19 protein-coding genes are annotated in these 17,355 nt (G+C 34.4%); 9 read left to right on the plus strand and 10 right to left on the minus strand.

What is annotated here, in order from left to right; genetic code table 11:
* Positions 1-6: 6 nt before the first annotated feature.
* Complete coding sequence (locus LAU42_RS02835; protein ID WP_224184183.1) at positions 7-864, minus strand: DMT family transporter; 858 nt, start codon at positions 862-864, stop codon at positions 7-9.
* Between the two features lie 350 nt (positions 865-1,214).
* On the opposite strand from LAU42_RS02835, the gene nrdI reads away from it, so the two are divergent.
* The 4 genes from nrdI to LAU42_RS02855 all read left to right on the plus strand — a co-directional run bounded on the left by nrdI (position 1,215) and on the right by LAU42_RS02855 (position 5,581).
* The gene (gene nrdI / locus LAU42_RS02840) at positions 1,215-1,604 is read left to right on the plus strand and encodes a class Ib ribonucleoside-diphosphate reductase assembly flavoprotein NrdI (RefSeq protein ID WP_224184184.1); all 390 of its coding nucleotides are present in this window, start codon (positions 1,215-1,217) and stop codon (positions 1,602-1,604) included.
* A complete protein-coding gene (gene nrdE, locus LAU42_RS02845) occupies positions 1,567-3,672 on the plus strand; it encodes a class 1b ribonucleoside-diphosphate reductase subunit alpha (RefSeq protein ID WP_224184185.1) in 2,106 nt (701 codons plus the stop codon). The genes nrdI and nrdE overlap by 38 nt, the downstream gene beginning before the upstream one ends.
* 63 nt (positions 3,673-3,735) lie before the next feature.
* Positions 3,736-4,704, plus strand: coding sequence for a class 1b ribonucleoside-diphosphate reductase subunit beta (gene nrdF / locus LAU42_RS02850; RefSeq protein ID WP_224184186.1), 969 nt, complete (start codon positions 3,736-3,738; stop codon positions 4,702-4,704).
* A 127-nt stretch (positions 4,705-4,831) separates the two neighbouring features.
* Positions 4,832-5,581 (plus strand): FixH family protein, encoded by a 750-nt coding sequence (locus tag LAU42_RS02855; RefSeq protein WP_224184187.1) that lies wholly within the window; start codon positions 4,832-4,834, stop codon positions 5,579-5,581.
* A gap of 31 nt (positions 5,582-5,612) precedes the next feature.
* Here LAU42_RS02855 and murB read toward each other — a convergent pair whose 3' ends face one another.
* Together murB and LAU42_RS02865 are read right to left on the minus strand one after the other, a co-directional pair.
* A complete protein-coding gene (gene murB / locus LAU42_RS02860) occupies positions 5,613-6,533 on the minus strand; it encodes a UDP-N-acetylmuramate dehydrogenase (RefSeq protein WP_224184188.1) in 921 nt (306 codons plus the stop codon).
* Between the two features lie 54 nt (positions 6,534-6,587).
* On the minus strand, positions 6,588-7,085 hold the full coding sequence (locus tag LAU42_RS02865) for a GrpB family protein (protein WP_224184189.1): 498 nt from the start codon (positions 7,083-7,085) through the stop codon (positions 6,588-6,590).
* A gap of 89 nt (positions 7,086-7,174) precedes the next feature.
* On the opposite strand from LAU42_RS02865, the gene LAU42_RS02870 reads away from it, so the two are divergent.
* Positions 7,175-8,074 (plus strand): EMYY motif lipoprotein, encoded by a 900-nt coding sequence (locus LAU42_RS02870; RefSeq protein WP_224184190.1) that lies wholly within the window; start codon positions 7,175-7,177, stop codon positions 8,072-8,074.
* Positions 8,075-8,088: 14 nt separating this feature from the next.
* Here the strand turns inward: LAU42_RS02870 and LAU42_RS02875 are convergent, their stop codons facing one another.
* On the minus strand, positions 8,089-8,301 hold the full coding sequence (locus LAU42_RS02875) for a hypothetical protein (RefSeq protein WP_224184191.1): 213 nt from the start codon (positions 8,299-8,301) through the stop codon (positions 8,089-8,091).
* A 144-nt stretch (positions 8,302-8,445) separates the two neighbouring features.
* Between LAU42_RS02875 and ytxJ the strand changes: the two genes are divergently transcribed.
* Together ytxJ and LAU42_RS02885 are read left to right on the plus strand one after the other, a co-directional pair.
* Positions 8,446-8,766: a bacillithiol system redox-active protein YtxJ gene (gene ytxJ, locus LAU42_RS02880; protein WP_224184192.1), complete on the plus strand. Its 321-nt coding sequence runs from the start codon at positions 8,446-8,448 to the stop codon at positions 8,764-8,766.
* 70 nt (positions 8,767-8,836) lie between these two features.
* Positions 8,837-9,916 carry a glycerate kinase gene (locus LAU42_RS02885; protein ID WP_224184193.1) on the plus strand — a complete coding sequence of 360 codons (1,080 nt, stop codon included), beginning with the start codon at positions 8,837-8,839 and terminating at the stop codon, positions 9,914-9,916.
* Between the two features lie 28 nt (positions 9,917-9,944).
* On the opposite strand, the gene pepT is transcribed toward LAU42_RS02885, so the two are convergent.
* From pepT to LAU42_RS02910, 5 genes are all read right to left on the minus strand, one after another.
* Complete coding sequence (pepT, locus tag LAU42_RS02890) at positions 9,945-11,168, minus strand: peptidase T (protein ID WP_224184194.1); 1,224 nt, start codon at positions 11,166-11,168, stop codon at positions 9,945-9,947.
* A gap of 84 nt (positions 11,169-11,252) precedes the next feature.
* On the minus strand, positions 11,253-11,717 hold the full coding sequence (locus LAU42_RS02895; protein WP_224184195.1) for a threonine/serine exporter family protein: 465 nt from the start codon (positions 11,715-11,717) through the stop codon (positions 11,253-11,255).
* The gene (locus LAU42_RS02900) at positions 11,714-12,484 is read right to left on the minus strand and encodes a threonine/serine exporter family protein (RefSeq protein WP_224184196.1); all 771 of its coding nucleotides are present in this window, start codon (positions 12,482-12,484) and stop codon (positions 11,714-11,716) included. Before LAU42_RS02900 ends, LAU42_RS02895 begins: the two co-directional genes overlap by 4 nt.
* A 14-nt stretch (positions 12,485-12,498) precedes the next feature.
* Positions 12,499-13,563 carry a GGDEF domain-containing protein GdpS gene (gdpS, locus tag LAU42_RS02905; protein WP_224184197.1) on the minus strand — a complete coding sequence of 355 codons (1,065 nt, stop codon included), beginning with the start codon at positions 13,561-13,563 and terminating at the stop codon, positions 12,499-12,501.
* A 14-nt stretch (positions 13,564-13,577) separates the two neighbouring features.
* The gene (locus LAU42_RS02910) at positions 13,578-14,435 is read right to left on the minus strand and encodes a YitT family protein (RefSeq protein WP_224184198.1); all 858 of its coding nucleotides are present in this window, start codon (positions 14,433-14,435) and stop codon (positions 13,578-13,580) included.
* Between the two features lie 198 nt (positions 14,436-14,633).
* Between LAU42_RS02910 and LAU42_RS02915 the strand changes: the two genes are divergently transcribed.
* Entirely contained in the window at positions 14,634-15,680 is a 1,047-nt protein-coding gene (locus LAU42_RS02915; RefSeq protein WP_224184199.1) for a glycosyltransferase family 4 protein, read from the plus strand.
* 28 nt (positions 15,681-15,708) lie between these two features.
* Here LAU42_RS02915 and LAU42_RS02920 read toward each other — a convergent pair whose 3' ends face one another.
* Entirely contained in the window at positions 15,709-16,335 is a 627-nt protein-coding gene (locus LAU42_RS02920) for a YigZ family protein (protein ID WP_224184200.1), read from the minus strand.
* Positions 16,336-16,468: 133 nt separating this feature from the next.
* Between LAU42_RS02920 and LAU42_RS02925 the strand changes: the two genes are divergently transcribed.
* A complete protein-coding gene (locus LAU42_RS02925) occupies positions 16,469-17,320 on the plus strand; it encodes a DegV family protein (RefSeq protein WP_224184201.1) in 852 nt (283 codons plus the stop codon).
* The last annotated feature ends 35 nt before the right edge of the window (positions 17,321-17,355 follow it).

A 17,355-nucleotide genomic window follows, 5' to 3' on the forward strand; every position in this document is an offset into this window, starting at 1 on the left:
AGCCTCCTATTGAACCTGTTTTACTTTTGCTTTGACGAACATATAGTAACTCGCAAAGAATATTATAATATATCCAAGGTAACTAAGTAAGTCCGGTGTTTCATTAAATAATATAAACCCTATAATTGCACTGAATAACACTGTTGTATAAAAGAAAATTGAAATATCTTTTGCCGGAGCATAACTATATGCGATTGTTAGTCCGAATTGCCCGAGTGTCGCAAATACACCAGATAATATAAGATAAATGATTTGAACATTTGTCATCGGCTCATATGTCAGCAATGTAAGTGGAATAAGTACAAGCGTTGATACGAAAGAAAAATAAAACACAGTCGTATAAAATTTCTCTTTCGAACCGAGAACACGTAATGTTGTATAAGCCAATCCTGCAAACATTGCACCGAGCACACCGATAATTGCGATAAACATATCTGAACTGAAATTTGGCTTAATGATAAACAGTGCACCGATAAATGCGATGACCATACTAATCATCTGATAACGTCTTATATATTCCTTTAAGAAGAACGCGCAGAATATAATCGTGAAGAAAGGACTTAGTTTATTGAGCATATCTGCGTCACTCAGCACCATGCGATCTATCGCATAGTAATTTAGTAGCACACCGATAAGTCCGAATAAACTTCGTAATATAAGTGTTCCTTGATTCTCTTTATGCCCGAATAAAGGCGCTCTGTATTTATATACAAAGTAAAGGGGGAGTATCATCCCGATAATATTTCGAAAAAGTGATTTCTGAATGACAGGCAGGTCACCAGATAATTTAACAAATGCACCCATTAAACTAAATCCGATAGATGCTGCAATTAACCATAATATACCTTTAATTTTATTGTTCAATTGAATGCTCCTTTATGAAAAGTGTGAATATAATTTCAAGAATTTATGTACAAAATTTCTTTCGATATTCAAACTGAGTAGTATCAATAGGTTGCTCGAGTTATAAAAAAGTCAACCCCTAAAATTTATAAAATTACAAGGTTTAAACATTGAAAAGACCCTTATAAATGCTATAATTAGTCGTATATGTTGTGGTTATTCAAAAACGAACCACTATATCTTGTGTTCGGTTCAGAGGCGAACACAATACTTGCGAATAGATAAAAGTCAATAGGATAATACATAGATTTTTGAGTAGTTTGTTTATACTGTCATAACATATGCTGCTCTTAAACGAGAGGAGTGATATTATGCTGATCGTCTATTATTCGCTAACTGGTAATGTGAGACGCTTTATTCAGAAAACTAAATATGCAAATACACTGCCGCTTGAACAGGCAGAGGGTATTAACGAGCCATATATCATTGTAACAGGAACGATAGGGTTTGGCGAGATTCCAGACCAAGTAAAACAGTTTCTGGATCGACATCGCACGAACTTAATAGCTGTTGCAGCGAGTGGTAATAGAAACTGGGGGCAGAATTTTGGCCGTGCAGGAGACTTAATTAGCACGACGTATCATGTGCCTTTATTAATGAAGTTTGAATTACATGGCAATGAAAAAGACGTTAAAGAATTTATGATAAAGGTGGAAGGAATAAGTGAAAATCGCACAAGAGAAACAGTACAATCATATTGAATTAAATAACCAGGTGACGAAGCGTCGAGAAGACGGTTTTTTTGATATTGAGAAAGACCAGGAAGCACTTAAAGTTTACTTAGAAGAAATTAAGGACAAGACGATAACATTTGATTCTCCTATCGCACGACTTAAGTATCTTGTTGAACAGGATTTTTACTATGATTTATTCAAGGAATATAGTGAAGATGATTTGAATACGATTATCAACTTTGCAGAAAGCATTCCTTTTAATTTTGCAAGTTACATGTCAGCAAGTAAATTCTTCAAAGATTATGCACTAAAGACAAATGATAAACAGCAGTATTTAGAAGATTATAAACAACACGTTATTATTGTAAGTTTATATTTAGCTAAAGGTGACGTTGAAAAAGCTAAGCAATTAATTTCAGCGATGATCGAACAGCGTTACCAACCTGCAACACCAACATTTTTAAACGCAGGTCGCGCAAGACGTGGCGAACTCGTTTCTTGTTTCCTACTGGAAGTAGATGATAGTTTGAATTCTATTAACTATATTGATTCAACTGCAAAGCAATTATCAAAAATTGGCGGTGGAGTTGCGATTAACTTATCTAAGTTACGTGCACGTGGTGAAGCAATTAAAGGCATTAAAGGTGTTGCTAAAGGAGTATTACCTGTAGCAAAAGCACTTGAAGGTGGATTCAGTTATGCAGATCAGCTTGGACAACGTCCAGGTGCAGGGGCTGTTTACTTAAACATTTTCCACTATGATGTGCTGGAGTTTTTAGATACTAAGAAAGTTAATGCTGATGAAGATTTACGTTTATCTACGATTTCAACTGGATTAATCGTACCGAGCAAGTTCTTTGATCTTGCTAAGGAAGGTAAAGACTTCTTTATGTTTGCACCTCATACAGTAGAAAGAGAATATGGTATTACGTTAGATGACTTAAATATTGATGAGATGTATGACGAGCTTGTACAAAATCCGAATATTATGAAGAAATCTAAAGATGCGCGTGAAATGTTAAACTTGATCGCACAAACACAACTTCAATCAGGATATCCATACTTAATGTTTAAAGATAATGCGAATAAAGTACATGCAAATTCTAATATTGGTCAAATTAAAATGAGTAACTTATGTACGGAAATATTCCAGTTACAAGAAACTTCAATCATTAATGATTATGGTACAGATGATGAAATTAAACGCGATATTTCATGTAACTTAGGCTCGCTGAATATTGTAAATGTAATGGAATCTAAGAAGTTTAAAGACTCTGTTCATATTGGAATGGATGCGCTCACTACTGTTAGTGATGAAGCGGATATTAAAAATGCACCAGGTGTCGCGAAAGCGAACCGTGAGTTACATTCGGTTGGTTTAGGGGTTATGAACCTGCATGGCTATTTAGCTAAAAACCAAATCGGTTATGAATCAGAGGAAGCGAAAGAGTTTGCAGCAACATTCTTTATGATGCTGAACTTCTATTCGTTACAACGTTCTATGGAAATTGCAATGGAACGTAACGAAACGTTTGCTGACTTTGAAAAATCAGATTATGCATCTGGTAAGTATTTTGATAAATACGTTGCAACAGACTTCCGTCCGAAATCTGACAAAGTAACTGCATTATTTGAAGGCATCGATATGCCATCTCCACAAGATTGGGCAGACTTAAAGGATAAAGTAATGAAGAACGGTTTATTCCATGCATATCGTTTAGCGATTGCGCCAACACAAAGCATTTCGTATGTACAAAATGCAACGAGTTCTGTAATGCCGATTGTTGATCAAATTGAGCGTAGAACATATGGTAATGCTGAAACATTCTATCCGATGCCATTCTTATCGCCTGAGACGATGTGGTTCTACAAGTCAGCATTTAATACGGATCAAATGAAGTTGATTGATCTAATTGCAACGATTCAGGAACATGTGGATCAGGGAATCAGTACGATTTTATTTGTAAATAGTGATATATCTACGAGAGAGCTTGCAAGACTTTATGTTTATGCGCATCATAAAGGATTAAAGTCACTTTATTACACAAGAAATAAATTACTAAGTGTTGAAGAATGTACAAGCTGTGCAATTTAATCAATATTAAAGGCTGAGAAATCAGCCTTTAAAATATGTATAACAATAAAAAGGACTGAAATTATGATAGCTGTAAACTGGAATACACAAGAAGATATGACGAATATGTTCTGGAGACAGAACATCTCACAAATGTGGGTAGAATCCGAATTTAAAGTATCAAAAGATATCGCAAGCTGGAAAGAGTTAACTGATGATGAGAAGTTTACATTTAATCATGCGCTTGCAGGACTTACTGGATTAGACACGCATCAGGCAGACGATGGTATGCCACTTATTGGATTACATACGAAAGATTTAAGAAAGAAAGCTGTATATTCATTTATGGGTATGATGGAGCAAATTCATGCGAAAAGTTATTCACATATATTTACAACGTTACTACCATCTTCAGAAACGAATGACTTATTGGATAACTGGGTTGTTAATGAGCCACATTTAAAATTCAAATCAGAAAAAATCGTATCAAGATATCATAAGTTGTGGGACAAAGATGCATCTATTTATGATCAGTATATGGCGCGTGTTGCAAGTGTATTTTTAGAAACATTCTTATTCTACAGTGGATTTTATTATCCACTTTATTTAGCTGGACAAGGCAGAATGACGACGAGTGGAGAAATTATCCGTAAAATTTTACTGGATGAATCGATTCACGGAGTATTTACTGGATTGGATGCACAAAGTTTACGTAATGAGATGACAGAAGATGAGAAAATTCGAGCAGATAAAGAAATGTATGACTTACTGAAAGAACTATATGCAAATGAAGAAAGATATACAAAGATGTTATATGATCGTGTAGGATTAACTGAAGATGTGCTCAACTACGTTCAGTATAATGGTAATAAAGCATTAGCCAATTTAGGGTTTGAACCATACTTCGAAGAAAAAGGATTTAACCCGATTATTGAGAATGCACTGAACACATCAACGAAAAACCATGACTTCTTCAGCGTTAAAGGTGACGGTTACGTTATCGCATTAAATGTAGAACCGTTAACGGACGAAGACTTCCAGTTTGAATCTTAATATTTGACGAGCTTGTGACAAATGTCGCGAGCTCTTTTTAATTACAGTATTTGTCACAAATTGGACATTGATAGAAATTTATAAAACAGACATAATTGTAAGCGTATAATTATTGAGGAGGAACATTATGAGCACAAAAAAACTATTGATGATTGGGTTATGTACGGTTGCATTAGCAGCATGTGGCAAAGAAGAAACAAAAGAAGGGCAAGAAGGACATGAAAATCATGCAACAACGTCAGATGAGAAAGTGCAGAAATTAACAGTCGATTTAACTGTACCCGAACATGTAGAGAAGGGGAAGGCAGTAGAAATTAAAGCGCTCGTGAAACATGGAAAAGAAAAAGTAAATGATGCAGATGAAGTAATGTTTGAAGTAATTAAAGATGGCGATACTAAAAATTCTGTTAAAGAAAAAGTAAAAGAAGCGAAAGATGGCGTTTACACGTTTACATATACATTTAAAGAAGATGGCACTTATAACATTATTAGTCATGTAACAGCATTTAACCAGCATACTATGCCGAATAAAGAAATAACGATTGGTGAAGCTGCTCACGAGCATAGCCACCACGAACATCATCAAGCAGGTATGATTCATATAATGGATATTAAAGCAGAGAAAGATAAAGAAACGACATTAATGATGCATGTAATGGATGAACATGGTAAACCACTTTCAGACGCTTCAGTGAAGAGATATGAAGTGAAAACACCATCAGGTAAAACAGAATGGATAGATCTGAAAGAAAGTAAATCAGGAGAATACGAAACGAAATTTACATTTAGTGAGACAGGTAAATATACAGTAACTGCTCATGCAGAGAAAAAACCAGATTTTCATGTACATGAAGAAACTTCATTTGAAATTAAATAAAAACGATTGTCCGTATTCTGGACAATCGTTTTTATTGTTCTGAAGGTTCACCGATTACTCTTACTTCTGGTTCAAGCTCTATCCCAGATGATTCAAATACAGTTTTTTGAATATGTGCAATCATCAGTTCGTAGTCTGTTGCTGTACCGTTATTAATATTAACGATAAATCCAGCATGTTTCTCAGATACTTGAACGCCACCGATTATATGCCCCTGAAGACCGGCGTCCTGAATAAGTTTTCCGGCGAAGTAGCCAGGTGGACGTCTGAATACACTCCCACAAGAAGGATATTCAAGCGGTTGTTTCGTTTCGCGGCGTTCTGTTAATACATCCATTTGAGACTGAATCGTACTTAAGTCACCTTGTTGTAATTTAAATGTTGCCTCAAGTACGACATATTGTTCCTGCTGTATAATACTCGTTCTATAATCCAGTGCCAGATCTTCTTTCGTTAGCGTCATCATTTCACCTTCATGATTAATGACTTTTGCATTGACGATTACGTCCTTTACTTCTCCACCATACGCACCTGCGTTCATATAGACAGCTCCACCGACAGATCCAGGGATACCACAGGCAAATTCAAGACCGGTTAAGTGATAGTCACGTGCAGTACGACTGACTTCGATAATCGCAGCACCACTACCTGCAGTTATCGTATCATGATTAACCTCAATTTTAGTAACGCCAAGTAGACTAATGACTATACCTCTAATGCCACCATCTCTAATGATAATATTTGAACCATTTCCTAAAAACGTTACAGGCAAATTATTTTGTTTTGCAACACGTAATACATGCTGTACTTCATTATCACTCGTAGGCGTAATATAAATATCGGCGTTTCCACCTGTTTTAGTATACGTGTATTTTTTTAGCGGTTCATTTATTTTTATATGTTCAGGCTGAATCGTTACCTTCAGCTGCTCAACAACATTGTTTAATTCCATAATTGTTCGCCCTTTCATTGAATTCAATCACCATTATAGCAAACGAAGGTACAATTATACAGAAAGAGATTTACGAAACCATGACGATTTTTCATCTTCATACTGTTTTAATGTTAAACTTTCATTTAAATTTTGTTTGAATTGATTATATAGTATCGTGTTTTTAGAGATTAATGCATGTCCATCTAAATAGTCACGCGCTTTTTTACTATTTTGTTCAACGATGTGCAGACGGATGCGTTCATTCAATGTTTTTAAACTATCAAACTCTGCAAATACGCATTTCTTTTTATAAGGGTGATGCAGGCGATAGAATCCGAGTAAGTTCAGACGTTTTTCATCCAGTGTCGTAATTTCATGCAGTCGATTTACGATAACGAGTATGTCTATAATACCTGAAGTATATGCAGCTTCTATAGCAGTTGAACCGATATGATATGTTCTGATTACTGGTGTATCAAGCAAATTCAGTAATTTTTGATTAATTTGTTCATATCTTTCCTTATAATATTGTGTATTTTCATTTAATAAATTTTGCGGTCTGTTTTTCATTTATAGTATCCTTTCATAAGTCAAAAAATAAATCATGTTTTCATTCAGCGTAATTTTAGGTATAATAATGATATCTAAGGAGAGCCGATATGAACAAAAATAATATATTTATATATTTAATAATGAGTATATCAGTAATTCTTGCATCATGTGGTAATAAAGTAAGTGCTGATATAAATGATTATAATGCTCAGATGCAGGATGTACAATCAGAAGAAAAGAAGCTCGTTAACGAAATAGATAAATTAGGGTTGGATAAAGCAGATCAACTGTTAGGTGCTGAAGTTACAGAAGAAAAGAAAAAGAAACTGAAGTCCATAGAACAGTCAATTGAAAAGAAAATTAAACCGCAATTAGAGACGTATGAAAAAAAAGTTAAAAAGGTAAAACCTGAAACTTCAGAAGTTCAGGAAGTTCATAATATTTATAAACAAAACTTGAACAAAAAAAAGCAGTTCATCAAAGATCTGGATCAATACATGAAGTTGTTTAATCAATCAATAGTATCTAATGAAAAGATACTTAAATATACTGAAGTATTTGAAAAGAATAAATCTTTAAGTGAGAGGTATGCAGGTAAAGTTGGCAATAATCAAAAAGCTATTAAAGAGTTTGAAGCGTTGAATAAAGTGATTCGAGAAAATAGCGATGCTTTAAAGGAAAAGATAGAGTATCTCTCAAGTGATAAACCAGTAAAAGCAAAGCAACAATATATTGAAAAATCTTTAATACCGTTTATTCAATCTAATGTAGATAAACTGAATCGTACGAAAATTACAGATAAAAATGTAACTGCTGTGAGGCAGGCTACAATTGAAATATATTATAGTTTAATCAATTACTATAAAGAACGTAAAGTAGCGATGGATATTGAAGCGAAACTTCAGAATATGCCGATTCAGGATATATTACAAAATACTAAATATATACAGACGATAGATGAAAAGTATTACGAAGCGCTTAGAAAATTAGAAGAACAAAACAAATGATACCATTCGAGGTATCATTTGTTTTGTTCTTGTTCTTTTTGATTTTTAGTGATTATAATATTTTTTGAAATCACTGTAATAACCCATACTAAAAAGGCTGCGATAATAATGAATGATAGTCCGCTATGGTTTTTAAAATCGATAACAAATAAAATAACGTAAATGAATAAACATAGGTTAATTGTATCGATAAATGTCCAGCGTTTCATCGGAAAACGTTGATTCATAATCTCCTCCAAAAAATTTATTTATTTTATTATATCATGACTAATTACTAATTATAGGGGTATAAATAAAATTAAGCAGATTGCTAAAAATTTAGAAGCGTGATATATTTTATCTTTGAACACACAGATAGGTGGAAAATTAAGATGATGATAAAAATCAATACAATCGAACAGTTCGAAAATTTAATAGAAGAACAAACGAATGTATATTTATTGAAACATTCAGAGACTTGCCCGGTTTCTCTTAGTGCATATGATCAATTTGAAAACTTTATGTATGAAAGAGACATCAATGGATATTATTTAATTGTCCAGCAGGCAAGAGCGCTTTCAGATTATATTGCTGAGCAGACGAATGTAAAACATGAATCACCACAAGCATTTTATTTCACGAATAAAACAGTTAAATGGCATGATAGCCATCGAAACATTACAATTGCCAATCTTTCAAAAGCAGAAGAGTAATATAATTTGATAAGTTGAATGAAGTACACTGGGACAACTAATTGTCCCAGTTTTATTTAGGAGGAGTACTATGAAAATTTTAATCGCGATGGACACATTTTTTGATCGTTTATATTCACACCATGCGAATCAATATGTATATGATGGAATTCAGGATGAAAACACGAATGTTGTAATGGTACCACTCTTTGAAAGCCGTAAAAATATGATAGATGCATTGCTTTCATGGGAGCGTGGTACGAAATTTCATCGTACAGTTATGAATGGTCAACTGGAAGCAGAAGAAATTCAATTTGCGAGTGTAGAACAATCAACGATGCTTATAGATGCAGGTGAATTTCTAAACAGCACTAAGCCTGAAGGGACATCATCATACGGACTCGGACAATTAATATTAAATGGTATTGATATGGGGCATAAACATTTCATCGTCTCACTTGGAAATGTCACGGTATTTGACGCAGGGGCCGGTATGCTACAAGCATTAGGTGCAAAATTTTACGACCGTGAACATAAAGTGATGAGCAGTTATATGCATCAAGGTCTGCTGAAACATGTTCGTTATGTTAACCTGGAAGATTTAGATGAACGATTGAAAGAAGTGACTTTTAAAATCGTTTCAGATAATGCATATCATAATTATGGTAAGAAAAGCCATATAGCGGCGCAGGATTATTCATTTGAAGCGAAACAGCAACTTGATAATAGTATCTGGTATTTTCTTCAGCAACTAAAGGAATCGCAAATTGATTTTACGAAGTCTCCATACGGTGGCGATGGTGGTGCATTACGTACAATATTTGAACAGTGTTTTAATGCACAAGTTAGAACATCAGCTGAGTTAATATTTGAACGAACACATATTGAAACGTTGCTGAATGAGGCGGATCTTATTATTTATGGTGGCGGTAGCAAAGAAGAAACATCAGGCTCATTAATCGTACAGGAAATTAATAAAAGAGTTCATCCTGAGAAACGATATATTTATTTAACAGGTGGAAAGCAATATGTATCTCACCATATAAAAGACAGTGTTGTTACTTTGAATATTTATCCAGAATTCACTGAGCAAACGGAAGATATACAAATTGGATTACAGTTACAACAAGCTGTGCAGAATGTATTAAACGTTATTAAAAAACCTGAATGATTACTTATGTAATCATTCAGGTTTTTTATTATGATTTTCTTTCAAATAATTCAAGTATACCGACAATATTTTTCACCGATAATTCCATATCGTTTATTGATACATATTCATATGGTCCGTGATAGTTCTCGCCACCTGTAAATAAGTTTGGTGTAGGAAGTCCCATATATGATAATTGACTACCGTCTGTACCACCACGAATTGGTTCGACAATTGGTTCAATATTTAATGATTTCATGACTTCTAAAGGAATGTCGATAAGTTGCTTGTGCGGAGTGATTTTTTCTCCCATGTTATAATACTGGTCATTAATTTCGATGTCAGCTGAATGTATACCATATTCATCTTGAATTTCTTTTATTAAAGATCTCATTGTCTCTTTTCGTGATTCGAACTTCTCTTTTGAATGGTCGCGAATGATGTAATCAAGTGTTGCGTGTTCAACGTTACCGTTTAAATCCATGAGATGATAAAATCCTTCATAACCTTCAGTATGCTCAGGTACTTCGCGTGATGGTAAAGAAGACTGGAATTTCACCGCTAAGTTTAATGCATTTACCATTTTATCCTTTGCACTACCTGGATGAACATTAACACCGTTAAAATTAACTGTAACACCTGCAGCATTAAAGCTTTCGTATTGAAGTTCACCACGGCGCCCACCATCAATTGTATAAGCGAAGTCTGCACCGAAGCGTTTCACGTCAAATTTATGAGGACCACGTCCGATTTCTTCATCAGGTGTAAATCCGAAACGTACTTTACCGTGTTTAATTTCAGGATGTGCAATTAAGTATTCGATTGCTGTCATAATTTCAGCAATACCGGCTTTATTATCGGCACCGAGTAAAGTTGTACCGTCTGTCGTCATTAAAGTATGCCCTTTATATAATGAGAGTTCTGGAAATTTATGTGTTTCAATTTTTAAACCACTCTTTAATGTAATATCATTTCCATCATAATTATCGATTATTTGAGGAGAAACATTAGTACCTGTAAAATCAGTAGCTGTATCTACGTGTGCAAGTAAACCGATTACCGGAACTTCTTTATCTGTATTAGCTGGTAACGTCGCAAATAAATATCCATATTCATCAATATCTGTTTCTAGCCCTAAAGCTTCGATTTCTGCTTTCAGTTGATTGATTAAGTCCCATTGTTTCATTGTAGAAGGTGTTGATGGACTTGATGCATCCGATTGTGTGTCTACAGTGACATATGAAGTAAGTCTTTCTATTAGTTTGTCTTTCATTATGTATACCCCCTGAATGTTGATACTATTATTTTATACTTAAATATATAAAAAGTAAAAATCCTTAAAACACAATATCATGTTTTAAGGATTTTTATGCTTTATTTGCTTAGCTTTCAAATGTTTATATGTTCTCATTACAGTTAAAAATAGCATTTCGGCAGTGACTAAACCAAAGGCTATTGCACCAGAGGATAATGTGGCCTGGCTCCCTTTAATAATCGCTTCACTGAAATCTGAAATGATTAAATTTTTTGTCGCGTCATATGCGACACCACCTGGTACGAGAGGGATAATACCAGACACGTTAAAGATAATGACAGGACGTTTGTAAATACGTGCAAGTATATGTGCACATATGCTGAGTGAAAAACTACCGAGAAATATACTGACTGCATCGGATAAACCATTCATATTTGCGATATAATAAACAACCCATCCTACAGCACCGACAAATCCACATGCTATTAATAATTTTCTCGGTGCATTAAAGAGAATTGCGAAAAATAAAGTCGCAAAGAAACTGATAAATGCCTGGAATAAAATCATGATATCCCTCCAAAGATAATGAATGTGACACCTACACCTGCACCGATTGCAAATGCTGTAAGTGCAGCTTCAACACCTTTAGTGATACCGGCAATAAGCTGTCCGGCCATCATATCACGGATTGCATTAGTAATCGGCACACCAGGTACGAGTGGCATAACACCTGAAATAATAATTTTATCTATAGAGCTGCTGAAGAAATAGTTTACAAATCCAATTGCGATTAATGCGATTGCAACGGAACCAGCGAATTCTGCAAAAAATCTAATTTTAAAGTAGTAACCAATCTGTTCACAAATATAATAGCCAACAAGGCCACTAATAAAGGCGGGGAGTGCATCTTGTATATGACCTTTAAACATAAATAGAAACAACATAGATACTAATCCAGATGATAATACTTTTAACCAGAACTTAAATTGCAGATTCGCTTTATCAAGTATATCTAACGACATTTTCGCGGCTTGTAATGTTACTTTACCAGATGTAATTGCACGAGAAATCTCATTTACTTCGGAAATTTTTTCTAAGTCAGTCGTACGATCAGATACGCGGTATAGGCGCGTCGAACTTTTATCATTCAGAGAGAAAATGATTGCTGTGGGCGTTACAAAACTATGTGTGTGATGCAATCCGTAATATTCAGCAATACGTGTCATCGTATCTTCAACGCGATACGTTTCCGCACCAGACTCAAGTAATATTTTTCCTGCTAACATCGCAACTTCTTTTACTTTTTGCTCATCGTACAATTGATTCGATATCATTTTAGTCTCCTTTGTTATTTAATGATTGGATTAAACATTATAGTATCATGACCTTGGTTTTTTGCAGCGTGTAACATTTCATCCGCTTCTTTGAAAATTTTGCGATGCGTTTTAATTTCAGACCTTGGAATGTAGCCGATACCGATTGTTACAGTTAAATGAATAATCTCTCTATTCTGTAAGTGGAATGTGGAGTTAATGACGCCATTTTTAATACTCTCTGCGCATTTGACTGTATCATCCAGTGATTTATCACTGAAGATAACTGAAAACTCTTCTCCACCATTTCTATATATTTTTGAGTTTACAGGAACGTAGTTTTTGAGCACTTGTGTCATCTGCTTGAGCACGGCATCACCTGCATCGTGACCAAATTTATCATTCACTTCTTTAAAGTCATCAATATCAATTAAAAGTAATGATAAAGATTGTTTTTGCTCAGAGGCTTGTTTGCTGACACTATTTAAATAACGGTCAAATGCACGGACATTACCTAAACCTGTTAAGTAATCTATAATATGTTCCTTATTATATCGACTTAACATTTTCTGTACGCGCCAAATATCTGCAAACATAACGCTTGAACTCAAAGATAGTATGAAACTTGAAATAATAAGTAAAAGCCATTCGTTTAAAATAAATGTATTAAAAAAGTAAGAATAACAACCAATGATAATGACACTTATAAAGTTTAATACTTGTATTGACTGTACATCCTGTAATTTAATAAACGGTCCGATAGTGCTGACAACTGCTGCGATTACTACAATATAGAGCGCATTTGTTAACGATGAATGTATTATATAAATATCGATAATCATTAAAATAACAGCACTAAACATCGTATAAAGAAAATTTGTAAATCTTCCTAGAAAGAGTAGTGGGACAAACATTAACGTGAATGAAATTGTTTTATACTCAATCGGATAAGTCATTAATAAAATTGCGATGATCGTCATCAATAATGTGATATATGGTTTTTTAAAGACAACTTCACGTTCTTCAAAAAACTGTATGCGATGAAACAGATAGATACCGCTCACAGTCACAGCTACATTATAAATAATAGCTTCTATCATAATAATACTCCTCTCTATTTAGAACGATAAACTTTCGCAGTACTAAACCCTCTGCCGATAATGTCAGAAGTGTTAATGAAAATAACGAATGAATCCGGTTCATCTTCGGTAATAAGCTGTTTAAAGTAAATCGCTTCGTTTTGTTCCATCACTGAAAATAGTAATGTTTTACCTTCGCGGTTATATCCTCCAAAAGCATTGACAGAAGTTACACCTCTCTCAATTTTTTCATGAATTAAATTTGTAACGATTGCTTCTTTAGAAGTAATAATGAATACAAGTTTATTATCACCTGTTCTCAATTGTACGATATCGATGACTTTACTCGTTACAAATATAGAAATCAGTGCATATAAAGCTAGTTCGAAATTAAAAACAAACGCGCTGAATACAACGACGAATGCATCAACAACGAATTGAGAAAAACCACTGGAAAGCCCTGTATATTTCTTGACGATTTGTGCAAGTGTAGCAGTTCCACCAGTTGAACCATTACCGCGGTAAACGATTCCAAGCCCGATTCCGAGAACAATACCTCCGTATAGTGATGCAAGTAATGCATCGTGCGGACCGTGCTTTACGAGACCTTGCGTTAAAAAGATAGTCAGTGGTACGATAAACGTTGCGATTAATGTTTTTAAGCTAAATGCTCGCCCTAAAGTAATCCATCCAACAATGAATATTGGTAAGTTGAACATAAACTGTATTAGAGAAGGGTCAGTATTAAATAGATGATTCAATATCGTACTTAAACCTGATATACCACCAGCTGCTATTTTTCCAGGAAGCAGGAATAAATTATAGCTGATACCTACAATAATTGATCCGATAGATGTGTAAATTACATCCATAACTGTTCTGTTCATTTTCATAACTTCATCCCCATTTTTTCAAAAAAATAAGTAAAGCATTAGCTTTACCATAAATTTATTAGTGTCGAAAAGAGATCTTAACCGTATTATTATGGAATAAAACACGCATATAGTCAATTGTTACTTATTATAGATTATAATTGATAACATCGCATATTGTGATATTATTAAGAAGAATTGAACTTACGAGGTGTACTCATGCTCACGATAAAATTAATATTAATATCAGCGGTATTTTCTTTATTGTTAACACCGTTAGTGATAAAAGTTTCTTACTTGATAGGTGCGGTTGACAAACCGAACTATAGAAAGGTCCACAAAAAGCCTGTATCTGTATTAGGAGGCGTTGTCATTTTATGTGCTTTCCTAGTTGGTATGTGGATTGGGCAGCCAGTAGAAAAAGAAATAGTGCCGATTGTTATCGGGGCAATACTTATACAATTATTAGGACTTGTTGATGACTTTGTTGATTTACCTGCGATTGTAAAGCTCATTGGACAGATTTGTATAGCTTCAATTGTAGTTTATCACGGTGTGACATTAGATTTAATTACTTTACCATTTGGAATCGTCATTCAGTTCGGCATATTCAGCATTCCGATGACGATATTATGGATTGTTGCAGTAACGAACGCGATTAACTTAGTTGATGGTCTGGATGGGTTAGCGACAGGTGTATCAGGTATAGCACTTGCTACAATTGGTTTTATCGCAATTATCCAGCAAAATATATTTATCATGATGTTATGTAGTGTATTAATTGGAGCATTACTAGGATTTTTGAGATATAATTTTTACCCAGCAAGAATTTTCTTAGGTGATAATGGGGCTTTACTTTTAGGGTTTATTATTGGTGTACTAAGTTTGCTCGGCTTTAAAAATATTACATTAATCTCATTGTTCTTCCCGATTATTATACTCGCTGTGCCATTTATTGATATGTCGTTTGCGATGATTCGCAGATATAGACAAGGCAAGCCAATCATGCAGGCGGATAAGTCACATCTGCATCATAAATTGCTTGAGCTAGGTTACACGCACCCACAAACAGTTTTATTAATCTATTCAATTGCAGCATTATTCAGTGTTGCTTCGATTATCCTATATTTATCGAGTGTGTGGGGTGCCATCATTATTGTGATTTTATTGATAATTACAATTGAATTGATAGTGGAATTCACTGGTTTAATTGATGATTCACATCAACCGCTGCTGAATTTCATGAGAAGTATCATAAAAAGATAAAGAACGCTGTATTTTTGCAGCGTTCTTTTTATATATCAAAAGGTAACATGAGTTCGTCGGCAATTTCGACTTCGGGATTACCTTGTGTAAGCTCCGTAACATAATCAATAAAAGATTCTTTGTCCTGTACGACGAGTTGAATATCATAAGTCACTTTATCCGTATATGTCTTATCCATTATGACAAACTTTTCATCTAAGCTATGTTCGAATTTTCCTGTATTTTCATATGGTAATGTTGCTTTAATAATCAGTCCATTTTTATAGATGACTTTACCAGTTTCCTGTATTGCATCGGACACTCCACCTTGATAAGCGCGAATTAAACCGCCACTACCAAGTTTGATACCTCCATAATAGCGTGTTACGATAGCAACAGCGTTATGAATTTCATTTTTCTTCAATGATTCAAGCATCGGTACGCCGGCTGTTCCGCTTGGTTCACCGTCATCATTTGCTTTTTGAATTTGGTGACTATCACCGATTGTATAGGCTGAACAATTGTGCGTTGCATCTTTATGAAGCGCCTTAATTTCTGCGATTTTATCCTTCGCTTCTTCCTCACTATCAACTTTATATAAGTGTGTAATAAATCTTGATTTGTTTATAATGGTTTCATGTATTATATTTTCTTTTATTGTTATAAAATTTTTCAATTGCTTCACCTCTTTATATTATAATTTATATTCTAACAAAAAAATTAAATTTCTTTCATATATCTTTATTCTTTATTTTTATGATTAAACTGTATAATATATATATTGGGATGTATTGGAATGGAGGGCACAAATGAAAACGGCGATAATTACAGATTCAACGAGCTATTTGACAGAAGAGATGATTACGCGATATGACATTCGTGTTATTTCGCTGAATGTTATTTTTAAGAATGAAGTATTCGTTGAAGCAGACTATAGTGCAGAACAGTTTTATGAGCGCATGCGTACAGAAAAACAACTGCCAACTACGAGCCAGCCGACAACAGGCGAATACGTTACATTACTTGAACAACTGAAGGAAGAAGGATTCACTGATTGTATTTCTATTCATTTATCTAGTGGTATTAGTGGTACGTTCCAGAATGCTATTACTGCTGGTGAGATGGTAGAAGGGATTACGTTACATGCTTTTGATTCAGAAATTGCATGTATGGTAGCAGGTATGTTTACATTGCGTGCTGCAGAACTTAAAGATGTACTCCCACCTGAAGCGATTATTGAAGAATTGACGAATATGCGTGCACGTTCAAATGCATACTTTTTAGTAGATGATCTGAAAAATTTACAAAAGGGTGGACGCTTAAACGGTGCACAGGCAATTATCGGAAGTATGTTGCAAGTGAAACCGATTCTTCATTTCGAGGATAAAGTTATTGTACCATTTGATAAAGTTCGTACTAAGAAAAAAGCGGTACAGTTTGTTCAATCAAAAATTAGTGAAGAAGTTTCAGGTCCTGCAACGTTTGTTGTGATTCATGCGAATGCAGAATCTGAAGCAGAAGCAATTCGTGCACAATTACAGGAACAATTCCCGGAAGCGGATGTTATCATCAGTTATTTTGGTCCGGTAATCGGCACACATTTAGGTGAGAAATCACTTGGTGTAGGATATGTACATCATAAGTTTGAAATGTTTCAATAATGTCTTATATTCTTATTTATTCAGCACACTTTTTT

Source organism: Macrococcus armenti, assembly GCF_020097135.1.
Classification (GTDB): Bacteria; Bacillota; Bacilli; order Staphylococcales; family Staphylococcaceae; genus Macrococcoides; species Macrococcoides armenti.